Origin of the sequence: Paraburkholderia sp. ZP32-5 (assembly GCF_021390495.1) — a bacterium.
Classification (GTDB): domain Bacteria; phylum Pseudomonadota; class Gammaproteobacteria; order Burkholderiales; family Burkholderiaceae; genus Paraburkholderia.
Window position 1 is genome coordinate 512,716 of record NZ_JAJEJP010000003.1, and the last position, 13,922, is coordinate 526,637.

The following is a 13,922-nucleotide window of genomic DNA, read 5'->3' on the forward strand; positions in this document are numbered from 1 at the left end:
CCGATCAAGGAGCACGAAAATGAGCGATACCATCACATCCGAACGCGCGGCCGAAAGCGAGTCCGAAAGCGTGTCCGAAAGCGCCACGGCAGATTCGCAAACCGCACGGACCCACACCGCCGATGCAACGCCCCAGGCCGCCACCGGCAACCCGGCGCGCCGCAAGCGTCTGCTGGCCCTTCTGGTCGGCGCGACATTGGCGGCCGGCGCGGCATGGGGTGCGTATTACGCCGGCTTCGGACGCTTTCACCAGTCGACCGATGACGCCTACGTGAGCGGCAACCTCGTGCAGCTGACGCCGCAAGTGACGGGCACGGTGATCGCGGTGAACGCCGACGATACGCAGATCGTCAAAGCCGGCGATCCGGTCGTGAAGCTCGATCCCGCCGACACGGCCATCGCGTTGCAAAACGCCGAAGCCACGCTCGGCAAAACCGTGCGGCAGGTGAGCGGTCTCTATGCGAACAACGACTTCTATGCGGCGACGGTGGCGCAACGCGAATCCGACCTCGCGCGCGCCAACGACGATTTCGCGCGCCGCAACGCGGTGGCCGGCACCGGCGCCGTTTCCGCCGAAGATATCGCGCATGCGCGCGACGCGGTGAAGGCCGCGCAAGCCGCACTTGACGCCGCGCGCGAGCAGGCCGCCGCGAACCGCGCGCTGACCGATCGCACGACGATCGAGCAACACCCGGACGTGCAGGCCGCGGCCTCGAAGGTGCGCGACGCGTATCTCGCGTACGCGCGTGACACGCTGCCGGCGCCGGTCACCGGCTATGTCGCGCGTCGTTCGGTTCAGGTCGGACAGCGCGTTTCTCCGGGCTCGCCGTTGATGGCGATCGTGCCGCTCAACGGTGTGTGGGTCGACGCGAACTTCAAGGAAAGCCAGCTTCGGCATATGCGCATCGGACAGCCGGTGACGTTGACCGCCGACGTCTACGGCTCGGCCGTGAAGTATCACGGGCACGTCGAAGGCTTTTCAGCGGGGACGGGTAGCGCTTTCGCGATATTGCCCGCGCAGAACGCGACGGGAAACTGGATCAAGATCGTCCAGCGTCTGCCGGTGCGCGTGCAGCTCGATCCGCGCGAACTCGCGGCGCATCCGCTGCGTATCGGTCTGTCGATGCAAGCGGATGTCGATATCCGCGACGATTCGGGTTCGCAGCTTGGCGCGGCCACCAACACCAGCTATCAGACGGATGTGTTTGCGCAGTATGGCGCGCAGGCGGATGCGGAGATTGCGAGGATCGTCGCGCAGAACGAGACTGCGCCGTCGGGGGTGGGGAGTAAGGTGGTGGCGAAGCGTGGGGTCCGGTGAGCGTCGCGCTAATGCGCGGCCCACTCGATCGTGCTGATATCCACGCCGTCCAGATGCATCTCCCACAACGGCGACATCTCGCGCAGCCGTGCCACCTTGTCACGCAGCAGCGCCGTCGCGTAGTCGATTTCCTGCGCGGTCGTAAACCGTCCGATACTGAAACGGATCGAGCTATGGGCCAGTTCGTCGCTGCGGCCGAGTGCGCGCAGCACGTAGGATGGTTCGAGCGAAGCCGACGTGCACGCCGAACCGGACGATACCGCCAGGTCCTTGATCGCCATGATCAGCGATTCGCCTTCGACGAAATTGAAGCTCAGATTGACGATATGCGGCACACAGTGCGTCGCGTCGCCGTTGCGAAAGATCTGCCCGATTGGCGCGAGGCCTTCCAGCAGCCGGTCGCGCAAGCCGCGAATGCGCGCGGTGTCTTCCGCCATCTGCAATCCCGCGAGTCTGAACGCTTCTCCCATGCCGACGATCTGATGCGTCGCGAGCGTGCCGGAGCGCATGCCGCGTTCGTGTCCGCCGCCATGAATCTGCGCGGACAGACGCGTGCGCGGCTTGCGGCTCACGTATAACGCGCCGATGCCCTTGGGACCATAGACCTTGTGCGCGGTCATGCTCATCAGGCTCGCGTTGAGCGCGAGTACATCGATAGGCAGCTTGCCGGGCGCCTGGGTCGCATCGATATGAAACACGATGCCGCGTTCGCGGCACAACTGGCCGACCGCTTCGACCGGTTGCACGACGCCGATCTCGTTGTTGACCAGCATCAGCGAAATCAGAATCGTATCGGCGCGCACTGCCGCGGCGAGCGTATCGACATCGATCAGGCCGTTTTCCTGCACATCGAGATACGTGACCTCGAAGCCTTCGCGCTCCAGCGCGCGCATCGTGTCGAGCACCGCTTTGTGTTCGGTCTTCGCGGTAATCAGATGCTTGCCGCGTCCGCTGAGAAACTGCGCAGCGCCCTTGATGGCCAGATTGTTCGACTCGGTCGCGCCGGACGTCCAGACGATTTCGCGCGGATCGGCATTGATCAGCGCCGCGACATGTTCCCGCGCGGTTTCCACCGCCTGCTCGGCGGTCCAGCCGTACGAGTGCGAGCGTGACGCCGCGTTGCCGAAATGCTCGCTCAGATAAGGGATCATTTTGGCGGCCACGCGTTCGTCGACGGGCGTGGTCGCCGAGTAGTCGAGATAGATCGGCAGGCGCAAAGAGGAGTCGGGTTTCAACATGGCGAGTGCCTTTGAAGATGGTTCTGGATTCGCGCGCGATTCATGCGAGCGTGCAGGCGGGCGAAGCGAGAGGTGTTTGCACGGGAACCGCCGTGGCCCGCGCCGGCTGTGATGCATGATCGACGCGATTGCGTATCGCGGTCATTTGCGCGGCAATGGACACGGCGATTTCCGGCGGCGTGCGGCTGTTGATTGGCAGCCCGATCGGCGCATGCAGACGCGCGATCTGCTCACCGCTCACGTCGAACTCGGCGAGCCGTTCGCGACGGCGCTTGCTGGTCGCTGCGGAACCGAGCGCGCCGACATAGAACGCGTCGGACTTCAACGCTTCCCACAGTGCAAGGTCGTCGAGAACCGGGTCGTGAGTCAACGCGACGACGGCGGTGCGCGCATCGATCGGCTGAGCGCTGAGCACGTCGTCGGGCATGCCTGTGATGACCGGCACGTCGGGCAAGGTCCAGCTGTCGGCGTAATCGTCGCGAGGCTCGATCACGGTGACGTCATAGCCCAGCATGCGCGCCTGCAGCGCGAAGTAGTGCGACAACTCGCCGGCACCGATCAGGACCACGCGCCATTGAGGCCCATGCACCATCTGGAACGCCGCGTCGGTAAGCATGATGCGGTCGTCGTCGCGCGCGGCGCGTATGGTGGCGCGGCCGCTGGTCATATCGAGCGTGCGGACCACGCGTCTTCGCTGTGCGATGGCCGTGCAGACTGCGCGCAAGCTCGCCGCGTCGCGCACCGGTTCGACCATCAACTGCAGCGTGCCGCCGCACGGAATGCGATTGCGGCGCGCTTCTTCGCGGCCGAGGCCATACGTGACGACCTCCGGCAACCGCATGGTGCCCGCACGCTGGCGAATGGTATCGACGAGATCGTATTCGACGCAGCCGCCGGACACTGAACCGCAAAAACGGCCATCGTCGCGAATCGCGAGCAGCGAGCCGGGCGGCCGCGGCGACGAACCCCATGTCGCGACAACCGTCACGAGCGTGACGGCCTCGCCCGACGCGCTCCATTCGAGCGCGCGATTCAACACGGTGGTTTCGGCGTTATCCATGTGATCCATAGCGGGCGTGCGCGAGACTCAGCGCATCCAGTGCGCGCCGGCAAAACTAGCGAACACGCCGAGCAGCATCGCGACACCGAGCCACCAGCCGGGCACGAGGAAACGATCGTGTGCAGCCGACGCGGCGGAAGCGGCGCTCGCCGTGGCAGGTATTGCAGGTTGCGGCATCGCTGCTGTCGTGTCGCGCGAAGCAGCGGCTTGCGGCGTGACCGTAGCGGGCTTCGCACCGCCTGCATGGTTATTGCCGCTTGCCACTTGTGCCGTTGTTGCCGCTTGCGCCACGTTACCGTTGCGCCGAGGCTCCGCCTGCGACGAAGCCACGGAAGCAGGCGAGGCCGCCGCGCTATCGTTCGTCTCTCGCGGCGCGAGCTGCAAACGAAACGCGTTGAAGAAGTCGTCCGACATTTTCTTCGCGACGTTATCGATCAGACGCGAGCCGACCTGCGCGAGCTTGCCGCCGATCTGCGCCTGCGCCGAATAAGTCAGCTCCGTGTTTCCGGAGCTCTCGTTCAACGCAACCGTGGTCGTGCCTTTGCCGAAGCCAACCGCGCCGCCCTGGCCTTCGAACACCATCACGCAGGACTGTGGCGGATTTGCTTCCGTCATCCGCAGCGTGCCGTTAAAGCGCGCGCGCAGCGGACCGATCGCCATCGCGACGATCACGCGGAATGAGCCTTCGCCAGTCTGCTCGACCGATTCGCAGCCGGGCAGACACGCCTTCAGAATGACGGTGTCGTTCAGCGCATTCCAGACTGCCGTGCGCGCTGCGGGAATGACCTGCGTGCCGTTGATTTCCATGGAGACCTCAGGCGTGCTTCTTCATCGCGGCGGCGGTATTCACCATCGAATGCAGGCTGCGGGCGTAGTCGATCGCGCCTTGTTCGTCCATGCGCGGCGCGACGCGCAGATATTCCTTCAGGCCGAGGATCGCCGGGCGCGGCCGGCCGAGCAGCACCTTGCAGAAGCTTTCGACTTCGTCGTTCAGGCTCGCCGCCGGCACGACGGTGCTGACGAGGCCGTATGCGAGCGCGCGTTGCGCGTCGATGAACTGCGCCGAATAGGCCATCCACAGAATCGCGTTGCGATTGACGCGGTCGTACAGCGCGGACATGACCATCGTCGGCATCACGTTGTGCGTGATTTCGGGGATGTTGAAGGTGGCCGTATCGCTCGCGAACGACACGTCGCACAGCGACGCGATCGCCGCGCCGAAGCCCATCACGCGACCTTCGAGTGCGGCCACGACCGGGACCTGCGCACTGCGGATCGCCTTGTAGCTATTGAAGATCGCGTCGTATTCCGGACGGCGCGCATAGGCTTCGGCGGCCGGCGGCGGCGCGCCCGCATCGCGCACGCGGCCGGTGCAGAAGTCGGGACCCGTGCTGCGCAACAGCACCGCATCCGAAGTCGTATGCGCGTTATTGACCGCTTCGACCAGCGCCGCGGCCATGCCGTCGGAGATGCCGTTGTCCTGCGGACGGTTCAGTGTGATGCGAAGGAGTCGTCCGTCCTGTTCGATCTTGATCTGCTCGTTCATGGTGTGGGTCCTGAGATTGAGGGGTGAAAGTTTGTGCGTTGCAGATGCCGCAGCAGCGCGTCGTTGAAGGCATCCGGTTGGTCGATATTGGGCAGATGGCCTGCGTTGGCGATCACGTCGAGCCGTGCTTCGGGAATCAGCGTGCTGAGCTGCTCCATCGCCTGGGGCAACGCGGCGTCGTTGGCGCCGACGATCAGCGTCGTCGGCACGTCGATACACGTGACGTCGCGAAGGTAGTCGAGCTTCTGGATCGCACGCGCGCAGCCGATAAAACCGTCCGTCGAGGTCGCGGCGGCGGTGCTGCGAAAGCGTGCGGCGATCTCGGGATGGGCCTCGACGAACGGCTTGCCGAACCAGCGTTCGGTCGTCGAGACCGCGAGCGCGCCGCATCCATCGCGCCGCGCGAGTTCGATGCGCTCGTCCCACGGTGCCGCGAACGCAGCGGGCGCATCGGCGCGTGCATCGCATAGACACAGGCTCAGCAGCCGGTCCGCGTGACGAATGCCCAGGCCGAAGCCGCTCATCCCGCCGAGTGACAGGCCGACGTAATGCGCGCGTTCTATCGCGAGCGCGTCGAGCACGGCGATCGTATCGGCGGCGAGATCGTCCATCGTCCATGCTGACGCTTCGGCCTGGGACGCGCCGTGTCCGCGCGTATCCGCGCAGATCACGCGCCAGCCGCGCGCGGCCAGCAAGGCCGCCTGCGCTTCCCACATCATGCTCGACGACAGGATCGAATGCGCCATGACGACGACCGGTGCATCCGGCGCGCCCTGCGTATAGATCGCGATGTCGCCGGCCGGGCCGCGCACATGGCGGCGGATTGTGTCGATCATGCGGGTGTCTCCTCGGTCAGGGTGGCCGCGCCGAGCGCGCGCCAGATTGCTTGCGGCGTCATCGGCAGATAGTCGATCGATGCGCCGAGCGGCGCGAGCGCGTCGTTGATCGCACTCGCAATGGCAGCCGGGCTGCCGAGATAGCCCGCTTCGCCCGAGCCCTTCTGACCGAACTCGGTCAGCGGCGACGGCGTGCAGTGATCGACGATCGTCACCGACGGCACTTCCTGCGCGCTCGGCAAAAGGTAGTCCATGAAAGTGCCCGACAGCAGCTGGCCATCGTCGGAGAACGCGAATTTCTCCATCAGCGCGGCGCCGAGACCATGCGCGATGCCGCCATAGGTCATGCCGTGCACGACGTCGGGGCTGATCATCACGCCGCAATCGTGGCCGCACACATAGCGGTGAATCGCCACCTTGCCGGTCTCGCGGTCGATGCTCGCGAGAATCACGTGAGACTCGAACGAATGGCACGGATACATCTGCACGCGGCCGTCGTCGGTCGGCATCTTGCCGCCGGTCGGCACTTCCCAGACGAACTTCTCCTGCAGGCCCGGCTCCATGCCCTCGGGCATGCAGTGATACTTGCGATGTGCGATCTCGACCAGTTGCGCCCACGTGATGCGTCGCTCAGGGTTGTCGCGCACCGCGATGCAGCCTTCGTCATAGGTGAGCTGCGCTTCGTCCGCTTTGAGGTTGTACGCGGCGATTCGCAGCAGCTTGGCGCGCAGCTTTTTCGCGGCGCCGGCGGCCGCGCCGCCGAGCATGATCGCCATCCGGCTGCCCACCGGGCTATTGGACGGCAGCGCGTTCAGCGAGTCCGCGTGCAGCACGCGAATGCTGTCGGGTTCGCGCAGCAGTACTTCGCCGACTACCGTCGACACCAGCGTTTCATGCGCCTGTCCGGACGTGGACGTGCCCATCAGCGCGGTGACGGTGCCGCCCAGATCGATACGCACGAGACACGAATCCATCCACGTTGTGGTTTCGTTCTTTGGATTGAACAGCGGCTCGAATGAAGAATTGCCGCCCGACGGTTCGAGACAGGTCGACACGCCGATGCCGGCGAGCAGCCCCTGTGCGCGCAACGCATCGCGCTGTTCGACGAGACGGTCGAACGGCGCGGCGTCGAGCGCCTTGCCGAATACCGTCGCGTAGTCGCCGGAGTCGTAGTGCGTGCCGCTCGGAATCAGATACGGAAACTCGTCCTTGCCGATCAGATTCTTTCTGCGCAACGCGACGCGGTCCATGCCGAGAAAGCGCGCGACCTTGTCGATGCCGGTTTCGATCGCGTAGTTGGTTGGCGCCTGGCCGAAGCCGCGCACCGCTTCCTGCGGCGTCTTGTTGGTCATTACCGAGATCGCTTCGTACTCGACGCTGGCAATCCGGTACGGTCCGACGATCGCGCCGACCGGCTTGCCGAGCTGCAGCGGCGAGCGGCCCGAATAGGCACCGATGTCGTCGAGCGCGCGCATGCGCATCGAACGGATCGTGCCGTCGTTGTCGAATGCGAGCGTCACGTCGAAGATCCGGTCTGGGCCTTGCATGTCGCCGCCGCGCATGTTTTCGAGGCGGTCTTCGAGGAAGCGCACCGGACGGCCGAGCTTGCGGCTCAGATAGCCGACCAGAATCGAATGCTTGAGGCCGCGCTTCACGCCGTAGCTGCCGCCCACGTCGACGTCGAAATGCACACGCACGCCATTGCCGGGCAGCCGCAGACTTTTCGCGAGCAGGTCGGGGAATTTGGGCATCTGGATCGATGCCCATACATCGAGAATTTGCGTCGCGTCGTTCCATGCGCCGGTCACGACGAACGTTTCGATCGGCACGGTCGAACTGCGCGCCCAGCGCACCCGGTACGACAGTTGATGGGCGGCGCGGTGGAAGTGCTCGTCGACGCTGCCCCACACGAACTTGCGCTGGAAAATCACGTTGGAGCCGTGCGCCGGATGCACGAGCGGCGCGGAGTCGCGAGTCGCGGTTTCGGGGTCGATCACGTGCGGGGTCGCTTCGTATTCGACCATCACGAGTTCGCTCGCGTCCTCGGCGAGCGCGCGTGTGTCGGCAACCACTGCGACGACCCATTCGCCCGCGTAGCGCACGACACCTTGGGCGAGTGGGAAGCGCGTCACTTGCGGCGCGTCGACGCCCGGCAGCATCGGATCGGTGGCCGCGTTGAGCTCTTCACCGGTCAGGGCCGCATGCACGCCGGGCAGCGCGAGCGCGGCGGACGTATCGATCGACACGATGCGCGCGCTTGCATACGGACTCGCGACGATCGCGACATGCAGCAGACCAGGCAACTGAACGTCGGCCGCATAACGCCCCTTGCCTACCACGAAGCGGCGATGTTCGACCGCGCGCCGATGCTTGCCGATATACCTGAAATTCTTGACGTCAGACATGCGGCGCTCCTTGCGAAACGCTGCCTTCTTCGCGCGTGGCGAGTTTCACGGCGTCGACGATCTGCTGATAGCCGGTGCAACGGCACAGGTTGCCGTCGACCGCGGTACGAATCTGCGCTTCGTCCGGATGCGGATTCCGCGCGACCAGCGCATGGCACGCGATCAGCATGCCCGGCGTGCAATAGCCGCATTGCAACGCGTGCGTTTCGCAGAACGCATCCTGAATCTTCGTGAGCGTGCCGCGTTCGGGCGCGAGACCTTCGACGGTCGTGACCGACATGCCGTCGGCTTGCACCGCGAACATGCAGCACGAGCGCACGGGGTCGCCGTTGAGCAGCACCGAGCAGGCGCCGCAAATACCGTGTTCGCAGCCGACGTGCGTACCGGTCAGCGCCAGATGTTCGCGCAGAAAATCGACCAGCGTCGTGCGCGGTTCCACCATGCGCGGCTGGATCACACCGTTGACCTTGATCTCGACAGGGACGAGCGTATTGGACATGAAATGAGTTCCTCGTTCTGGGGACGGGCGCGAGTCAGCGGCCGGCGCGGCTCGCCGCGTGCGTGAGCACGCGGGTCAGCATCACGGTGCCGAGATGGCGCCGGTAGTCGCTGCTCGCGTGCAGGTCCGAACCCGGTGATGTCTGTGCGACGGCGGCGTGCGCGACGTCGCGCGCGGTGCGTGCGTCGATGCGCTGGCCGAGCAGTTGCGCCGCCAGCTCCGGAAACGCGAGCGGCGTGCCGTCGACGCCGCCGAGACCGAGCGCCGCGCGCACGCAGATGCCGTCCTGATCGAACTGCATCTGACAGGCGGCCGCGGCCATCGCGAAATCGCCGTGGCGCATCGCGGTCTCTTCGAATGCGGTAACGACGCCGGGGCCCTGCCACACGGGCCATTCGATATCGACGAGACATTCGGTTTCGCCGAGCGCGGTAAACATCGGGCCCATGAAGAATTCCGGCGCGTCGATCCGGCGTTCGCCGTCGGCTTCGCTGCGTACATGCAGCGTCGCGCCGAGGATCGTCGCCGCGAGCGGCAATTCGGCGGACGGATCCGCATGCACGAGACTGCCGCCGACAGTGCCGCGGTTGCGCGTCTGCACATGGCCGACCCATTGCAGCGCGTCGCGCACGAGCGGCAGTGCCGCATGCAGCGCGTAGTCGTCTTCGATATCGCGTTGACGCGTCGCCGCGCCCATCAGAACGCTTTCGTCACCGATCTCGACGTGCTTCAGTTCGTCGAGCCAGTTGATGTCGATCAGTACGGTCGGACGCGCGAGCCGCATCGCCATCATCGGCACGAGGCTCTGGCCGCCGGCGATCGGTTTGGCGTCGAGGCCGTGTTGCGCGAGCAGGCTGACCGTGTGATCGACGCTTTGCGCGCGGACGTAGTCGAAGGGAGCCGCTTTCATCCTTGCGACCTCCCACGGAGGTCGCCACGCCGATGGTTTACAAGAGGCAGGCGGTGGCACGAATGCGGTGGCGCGCCGAAGTCGGGATGTCTCACTGTTGTTGTTCCTCAAGTGCAACCGTGGGCCGAGCGGCCTGTCACGGAATGACCGCAGTGTCGTCTCCGCCATGGTTTGCCGCAATTGACGAAACATCACACCATGTGAGAAAAACTGACCCAGCCCGTATGAGCCGGTTGATAGACTTCTGCCACCATGACTAGAAAACTCCCCCCGCTGAACGCGGTCCGCGCTTTTGAAGCAGCGGGCCGGCATGTGAGCTTTACAAAAGCCGCGGCGGAACTCAGCGTCACGCACGGGGCCGTGAGCCGCCAGGTTGCGCTGCTCGAAAGCTGGCTCGGTACACCGCTGTTTCGCCGCACCGCATCTCAGCTGCTGCTGACGGACGCGGGGCGCTCGTATCTCGGCGAAGCGACCGCGGTGATGGACCGGCTCGCGGTTGCGTCGATGCATCTGCTCGATCAGGCCACGCCGACCGCGCTGACCGTCAATGCGCCGCCCACGTTTACGATGCGCTGGCTGATCGCGCGCATGTCCGGGTTTCAGCGCAAGCGTCCGGACGTCGAGATTCGTCTGACCACGTCGCTCGCGCCGATCAACTTCCAGGAGCACGCGTACGACATCGCCATTCGCGGCGCGCACGAGCCGATTCAGGGTTGCGTGTCGCTGCCGTTCATGACCGAGGTCATCGTGCCTTTATGTCACAGCGATCTGCTCGAAGGCGGCCGTTTGCGCGAGCCCGAAGACCTCGCGGGGCAGACGCTGATCAACTACGTGACGGAGCCTTATGCGTGGAGCGACTGGCTGTCGCAAGCCGGCGTGCCCGATCTGAAGCCGGTCGGGCAACTCAAATTCGAGCAGATGTATTTCGCGCTGCAGGCCGCCGCGGAAGGGCTCGGCGTCGTGCTGGTGCCGCTCTTTCTCGCCATCGATGAAATCATCGCCGGCCGTCTGTGCACGCCGTTCGGCTCGCGGGCCGCGTGGTATCGCACGTATTTCGCGTATTCGAGCTGCTCCAATCCGGTCATCGAAAGCTTCTACGACTGGTTGCTGAAGGAGGGGCGCGATACCGAGAAATCCATCTGCACATGGGCCGAATCGGCCGGCTGGGCCGAACGGCCCACTCGGCGATAAGCCCCGCGCTTTTGCGCCGGCAGGTTTTCTTTCCCGCAGTTTCTCCACACCGCGGCTGCTCGTCACGCGTGAGCACAGCGCGCGGTGACGCCGCGCGTCCATCGGTTCTTTCCATACTCCTGTCGGCTCTCACCGTGAGCGCTACTCACGGTGGCGTGAGTTAACGTGGTTTGCCTCGTCGTCTGAACCCGACGACCATCTCGATACCGTAGCGGCATGTCGTGAGTTATTCGACATGCGCGAGCGTTAGCAAAAATTCCAACCTATCGAGACACCGGCGCACCACGCCGAAGGAGAAACATGACAACGATCAGACGCCGGACCGGCGCGCGCATCGCGCTATCCGGTCTGCTTGCCAGCGTGCTTGTGCTGTCGGGCGGCGCTTACGCGCAGAACACCGCGGCGCCGGCCCATATCGACATGGTCGTGTTCGGCCAGCCCTCTCTCGGCGCGTTTCTTCAGCCCGTCATCAAAGCCCGCAAGTTCGACCTGCAAAACGGTATCGATCTGCACTTCTCCGAACGCACGCCCGATGCGTACGTGCTCGAATTCAATTCCGGCGAGTTCCAGGTGGGCGGCAGCGCGGCGCTGCTGTCGATCGGTGTCGCGCGCACGAAGGGCATCAAGGTTTCCTATCTGTTCAACCTGTTCGACTACTTTGGCGCGGTGGTCAGCAGCCGTCCCGGGATCCGGTCGGCTAAAGATCTGCCAGGCAAGCAACTGGTTGCGGCCACCGCCACCACCAATTACGCGATGTTCCGCTGGCTGATGCAGCGCAGCGCTGTACCGCTCGACAAGGTCACGGTGCAGAACACCGCGACGCCTGGTCTCATCGGTTATGCGCTGGCCGACCGCAGCGATGCGGTGCAACTGTGGGAGCCCGCGTATTCGCAACTGCTCGCGCGCAAGCCCGATCTGCACACGATCGATCTGAACGTCGCGACGCAATGGAAAGCGTTCAGTGACGCGCCGTCGATTCCATATCTCGGCGTCGCCGCGCACGACGACTGGATCGCGAAGAATCCGACGCTCGTGAAGGAGCTCTACAAGACCTTCAAGGACGCGAGCGTGTGGGTGCAGCAGAACCCGAAGGAAGCCGCGGCGTTGATCGCACCGTCGCTGTCCGGTTCGGACCCTGCCGTGGTCGAGAAGATGATCGTGTCGAACCGCACGCTTGCGATGGACGTGATGCCGGCGGAGAAAGCACGCAAGGGCATCGAGGCCGTCTACAAGGCGGGGCTGCAAAGCGGCTATTTCAAGCAGCCCGTCGACGACGCGTCGATCTATCCCACGCCGCTCGATTGAGCGCATCCACGGAGCTATCCGATGCCTTTGAAAAAAGAAACGCTGATCGCGCTGCTGGTGCTGGTCGGCGCATGGCAACTCGCGGCCACGTGGCTGCCGCCTTTCCTGTTTCCTTCGGTGAAGCTGATCGGCGGTCATCTCGGCACGATCTTCACCAGCGAGAACTATCTGTCGAGCGCTATAGCAACGTCGCTGCGCATTCTCGGCGGCATGGCGGGCGCGTTCGTGATCGGCGGCATGCTCGGCCTGTTGATGGGGCGCGTGAACTGGATGGAGCGCTATTTTTATCCGCTGCTCACGTTCAATCAGGGCATTCCCGCGCTGTCGTGGGTCGTGTTCTCGATCATCTGGTTCAAGACGAACGAATTGCGCATCTGGTTCATCATCGTGATGACCACGCTGCCGGCCTTCGCATTCCAGATTCACGACTCGTATCGCGCGATGTCGAAGGAACTCGTCGAGATGTCGCTATCGTTTCGCCCCGGCAAATGGGATCTGTTCCGCACGCTGGTATGGCCGAGTGTGTTGCCGGGCATCTTCACCGCATGGAAGGTGAATCTCGGCAACGTGTCGCGCGTCGTCGTGGTGGCCGAACTGGTTGGCGCGACGAGCGGCGTCGGTTATCAACTTCTCGAACAGCAGCAGCAATTCGATATGGCCGGCGCGCTCGCCTGGACGCTCGTGCTGGTGTTGTTCGTCACCGTCTCGCAGAAGATCGTCACGCTGGTCGAGGACTTCTGCCTTCGTTATCGCCCGGCATCGGAGCGTTCGGTATGAGCATCGTTAAATTTACTCAGGTCGCAAAGCGCTTCGATCGCGTCAAAGGCGCGGACAGGAACAGCGAGCCCGGCTTCGCGGTGCAGGACCTCACGTTCAGTATCGAAGCGGGCGAGCTGGTCGCGGTGGTCGGCAAGACCGGTTGCGGCAAGTCGACGATGTTCAATCTGCTGATCGGTTTGATCTCGCCGTCGACGGGTTCGGTCACTGTGCTCGACAAAGACCCGTTCGAGCAGTTCGACGCGTTGGGCGGCAGGGTCGGCGTGGTGTTTCAGAGCGACCGTCTGCTGCCGTGGCATACGGCGCTTGCGAACGTTGCGTATGGGCTCGAACTGCGCAAGGTCGACAAGGCAACGCGCTTGCGCACCGCCGCCGAATGGCTCAAACGTCTCGGCCTCGACGCGCACGCGGACAAGTATCCGCATGCATTGTCGGGCGGCATGCGGCAACGCATCAGTATTGCGCGCGCGTTCGCGACGGACCCCGACATCCTGCTGTGCGACGAGCCGTTCAGCGCGCTCGACGAAATCACCGGCGCGACGCTGCGCAACGAACTGCGCCGTCTCGTGAAAGAAACGCACAAGACCGGCGTGCTGGTCACGCATTCGATCCGCGAGGCGATCGACGTTGGCGACCGCATTCTCGTGCTGCGCGCGCCGGGCCATGTCGCGGCCGAATTCCACGTGCCGTCGATGCTCGCGCAGGTCGGTGAAGCGCAGTTGAAAAAGCTCGTGCTCGACGCGATGGGGGATAACACGCCGGTGCCGTCCGATGACGCATCGGCGGGTGACGGTAGCACGGCTTTGCTGCGCTCCGGCGCGGCGGGATGACCTGATC

General features: G+C 64.5%; 13 protein-coding genes. 5 read left to right on the forward strand and 8 right to left on the reverse strand.

All coding sequences use genetic code 11. The features are described from left to right. Positions 1-19: 19 nt before the first annotated feature. On the forward strand, positions 20-1,318 hold the full coding sequence (locus L0U82_RS34805) for an HlyD family secretion protein (RefSeq protein ID WP_233838175.1): 1,299 nt from the start codon (positions 20-22) through the stop codon (positions 1,316-1,318). Between the two features lie 8 nt (positions 1,319-1,326). Here the strand turns inward: L0U82_RS34805 and L0U82_RS34810 are convergent, their stop codons facing one another. From L0U82_RS34810 to L0U82_RS34845, 8 genes are read right to left on the reverse strand one after another with little or no spacing between them, the layout of a single operon-like run. Further along, positions 1,327-2,556 carry an IscS subfamily cysteine desulfurase gene (locus L0U82_RS34810; RefSeq protein WP_233838176.1) on the reverse strand — a complete coding sequence of 410 codons (1,230 nt, stop codon included), beginning with the start codon at positions 2,554-2,556 and terminating at the stop codon, positions 1,327-1,329. Positions 2,557-2,596: 40 nt separating this feature from the next. Beyond that, a complete protein-coding gene (locus L0U82_RS34815) occupies positions 2,597-3,616 on the reverse strand; it encodes an XdhC family protein (RefSeq protein ID WP_233838177.1) in 1,020 nt (339 codons plus the stop codon). A 27-nt stretch (positions 3,617-3,643) separates the two neighbouring features. After that, positions 3,644-4,423, reverse strand: a complete 780-nt coding sequence (locus L0U82_RS34820; protein WP_233838178.1) for a CoxG family protein — start codon at positions 4,421-4,423, stop codon at positions 3,644-3,646. A 7-nt stretch (positions 4,424-4,430) separates the two neighbouring features. Beyond that, a complete protein-coding gene (locus L0U82_RS34825) occupies positions 4,431-5,162 on the reverse strand; it encodes an enoyl-CoA hydratase/isomerase family protein (RefSeq protein ID WP_233838179.1) in 732 nt (243 codons plus the stop codon). Further along, positions 5,159-5,998, reverse strand: a complete 840-nt coding sequence (locus L0U82_RS34830; protein WP_233838180.1) for an alpha/beta fold hydrolase — start codon at positions 5,996-5,998, stop codon at positions 5,159-5,161. Before L0U82_RS34830 ends, L0U82_RS34825 begins: the two co-directional genes overlap by 4 nt. After that, the gene (locus tag L0U82_RS34835; protein ID WP_233838181.1) at positions 5,995-8,403 is read right to left on the reverse strand and encodes a xanthine dehydrogenase family protein molybdopterin-binding subunit; all 2,409 of its coding nucleotides are present in this window, start codon (positions 8,401-8,403) and stop codon (positions 5,995-5,997) included. Before L0U82_RS34835 ends, L0U82_RS34830 begins: the two co-directional genes overlap by 4 nt. After that, positions 8,396-8,902: a (2Fe-2S)-binding protein gene (locus tag L0U82_RS34840; protein WP_233838182.1), complete on the reverse strand. Its 507-nt coding sequence runs from the start codon at positions 8,900-8,902 to the stop codon at positions 8,396-8,398. Before L0U82_RS34840 ends, L0U82_RS34835 begins: the two co-directional genes overlap by 8 nt. Positions 8,903-8,936: 34 nt before the next feature. Further along, on the reverse strand, positions 8,937-9,812 hold the full coding sequence (locus tag L0U82_RS34845; RefSeq protein ID WP_233838183.1) for an FAD binding domain-containing protein: 876 nt from the start codon (positions 9,810-9,812) through the stop codon (positions 8,937-8,939). 252 nt (positions 9,813-10,064) lie between these two features. On the opposite strand from L0U82_RS34845, the gene L0U82_RS34850 reads away from it, so the two are divergent. From L0U82_RS34850 to L0U82_RS34865, 4 genes are all read left to right on the forward strand, one after another. Continuing rightward, positions 10,065-11,003, forward strand: a complete 939-nt coding sequence (locus L0U82_RS34850; protein WP_267929924.1) for a LysR substrate-binding domain-containing protein — start codon at positions 10,065-10,067, stop codon at positions 11,001-11,003. A 300-nt stretch (positions 11,004-11,303) separates the two neighbouring features. Beyond that, positions 11,304-12,308 (forward strand): ABC transporter substrate-binding protein, encoded by a 1,005-nt coding sequence (locus L0U82_RS34855; protein WP_233838185.1) that lies wholly within the window; start codon positions 11,304-11,306, stop codon positions 12,306-12,308. Between the two features lie 21 nt (positions 12,309-12,329). Next, positions 12,330-13,085: an ABC transporter permease gene (locus tag L0U82_RS34860; protein WP_233838186.1), complete on the forward strand. Its 756-nt coding sequence runs from the start codon at positions 12,330-12,332 to the stop codon at positions 13,083-13,085. Then, positions 13,082-13,915 carry an ABC transporter ATP-binding protein gene (locus L0U82_RS34865; RefSeq protein WP_233838187.1) on the forward strand — a complete coding sequence of 278 codons (834 nt, stop codon included), beginning with the start codon at positions 13,082-13,084 and terminating at the stop codon, positions 13,913-13,915. The genes L0U82_RS34860 and L0U82_RS34865 overlap by 4 nt, the downstream gene beginning before the upstream one ends. The last annotated feature ends 7 nt before the right edge of the window (positions 13,916-13,922 follow it).

What these genes read in the sequence shown, in the direction of transcription:
- L0U82_RS34805 (WP_233838175.1), top strand. Translation starts at nt 20, where the DNA reads ATGAGCGATACCATCACATCCGAACGCGCGGCCGAAAGCGAGTCCGAA.
- L0U82_RS34810 (WP_233838176.1), bottom strand. Translation starts at nt 2,556, where the DNA reads ATGTTGAAACCCGACTCCTCTTTGCGCCTGCCGATCTATCTCGACTAC.
- L0U82_RS34815 (WP_233838177.1), bottom strand. Translation starts at nt 3,616, where the DNA reads ATGGATAACGCCGAAACCACCGTGTTGAATCGCGCGCTCGAATGGAGC.
- L0U82_RS34820 (WP_233838178.1), bottom strand. Translation starts at nt 4,423, where the DNA reads ATGGAAATCAACGGCACGCAGGTCATTCCCGCAGCGCGCACGGCAGTC.
- L0U82_RS34825 (WP_233838179.1), bottom strand. Translation starts at nt 5,162, where the DNA reads ATGAACGAGCAGATCAAGATCGAACAGGACGGACGACTCCTTCGCATC.
- L0U82_RS34830 (WP_233838180.1), bottom strand. Translation starts at nt 5,998, where the DNA reads ATGATCGACACAATCCGCCGCCATGTGCGCGGCCCGGCCGGCGACATC.
- L0U82_RS34835 (WP_233838181.1), bottom strand. Translation starts at nt 8,403, where the DNA reads ATGTCTGACGTCAAGAATTTCAGGTATATCGGCAAGCATCGGCGCGCG.
- L0U82_RS34840 (WP_233838182.1), bottom strand. Translation starts at nt 8,902, where the DNA reads ATGTCCAATACGCTCGTCCCTGTCGAGATCAAGGTCAACGGTGTGATC.
- L0U82_RS34845 (WP_233838183.1), bottom strand. Translation starts at nt 9,812, where the DNA reads ATGAAAGCGGCTCCCTTCGACTACGTCCGCGCGCAAAGCGTCGATCAC.
- L0U82_RS34850 (WP_267929924.1), top strand. Translation starts at nt 10,065, where the DNA reads ATGACTAGAAAACTCCCCCCGCTGAACGCGGTCCGCGCTTTTGAAGCA.
- L0U82_RS34855 (WP_233838185.1), top strand. Translation starts at nt 11,304, where the DNA reads ATGACAACGATCAGACGCCGGACCGGCGCGCGCATCGCGCTATCCGGT.
- L0U82_RS34860 (WP_233838186.1), top strand. Translation starts at nt 12,330, where the DNA reads ATGCCTTTGAAAAAAGAAACGCTGATCGCGCTGCTGGTGCTGGTCGGC.
- L0U82_RS34865 (WP_233838187.1), top strand. Translation starts at nt 13,082, where the DNA reads ATGAGCATCGTTAAATTTACTCAGGTCGCAAAGCGCTTCGATCGCGTC.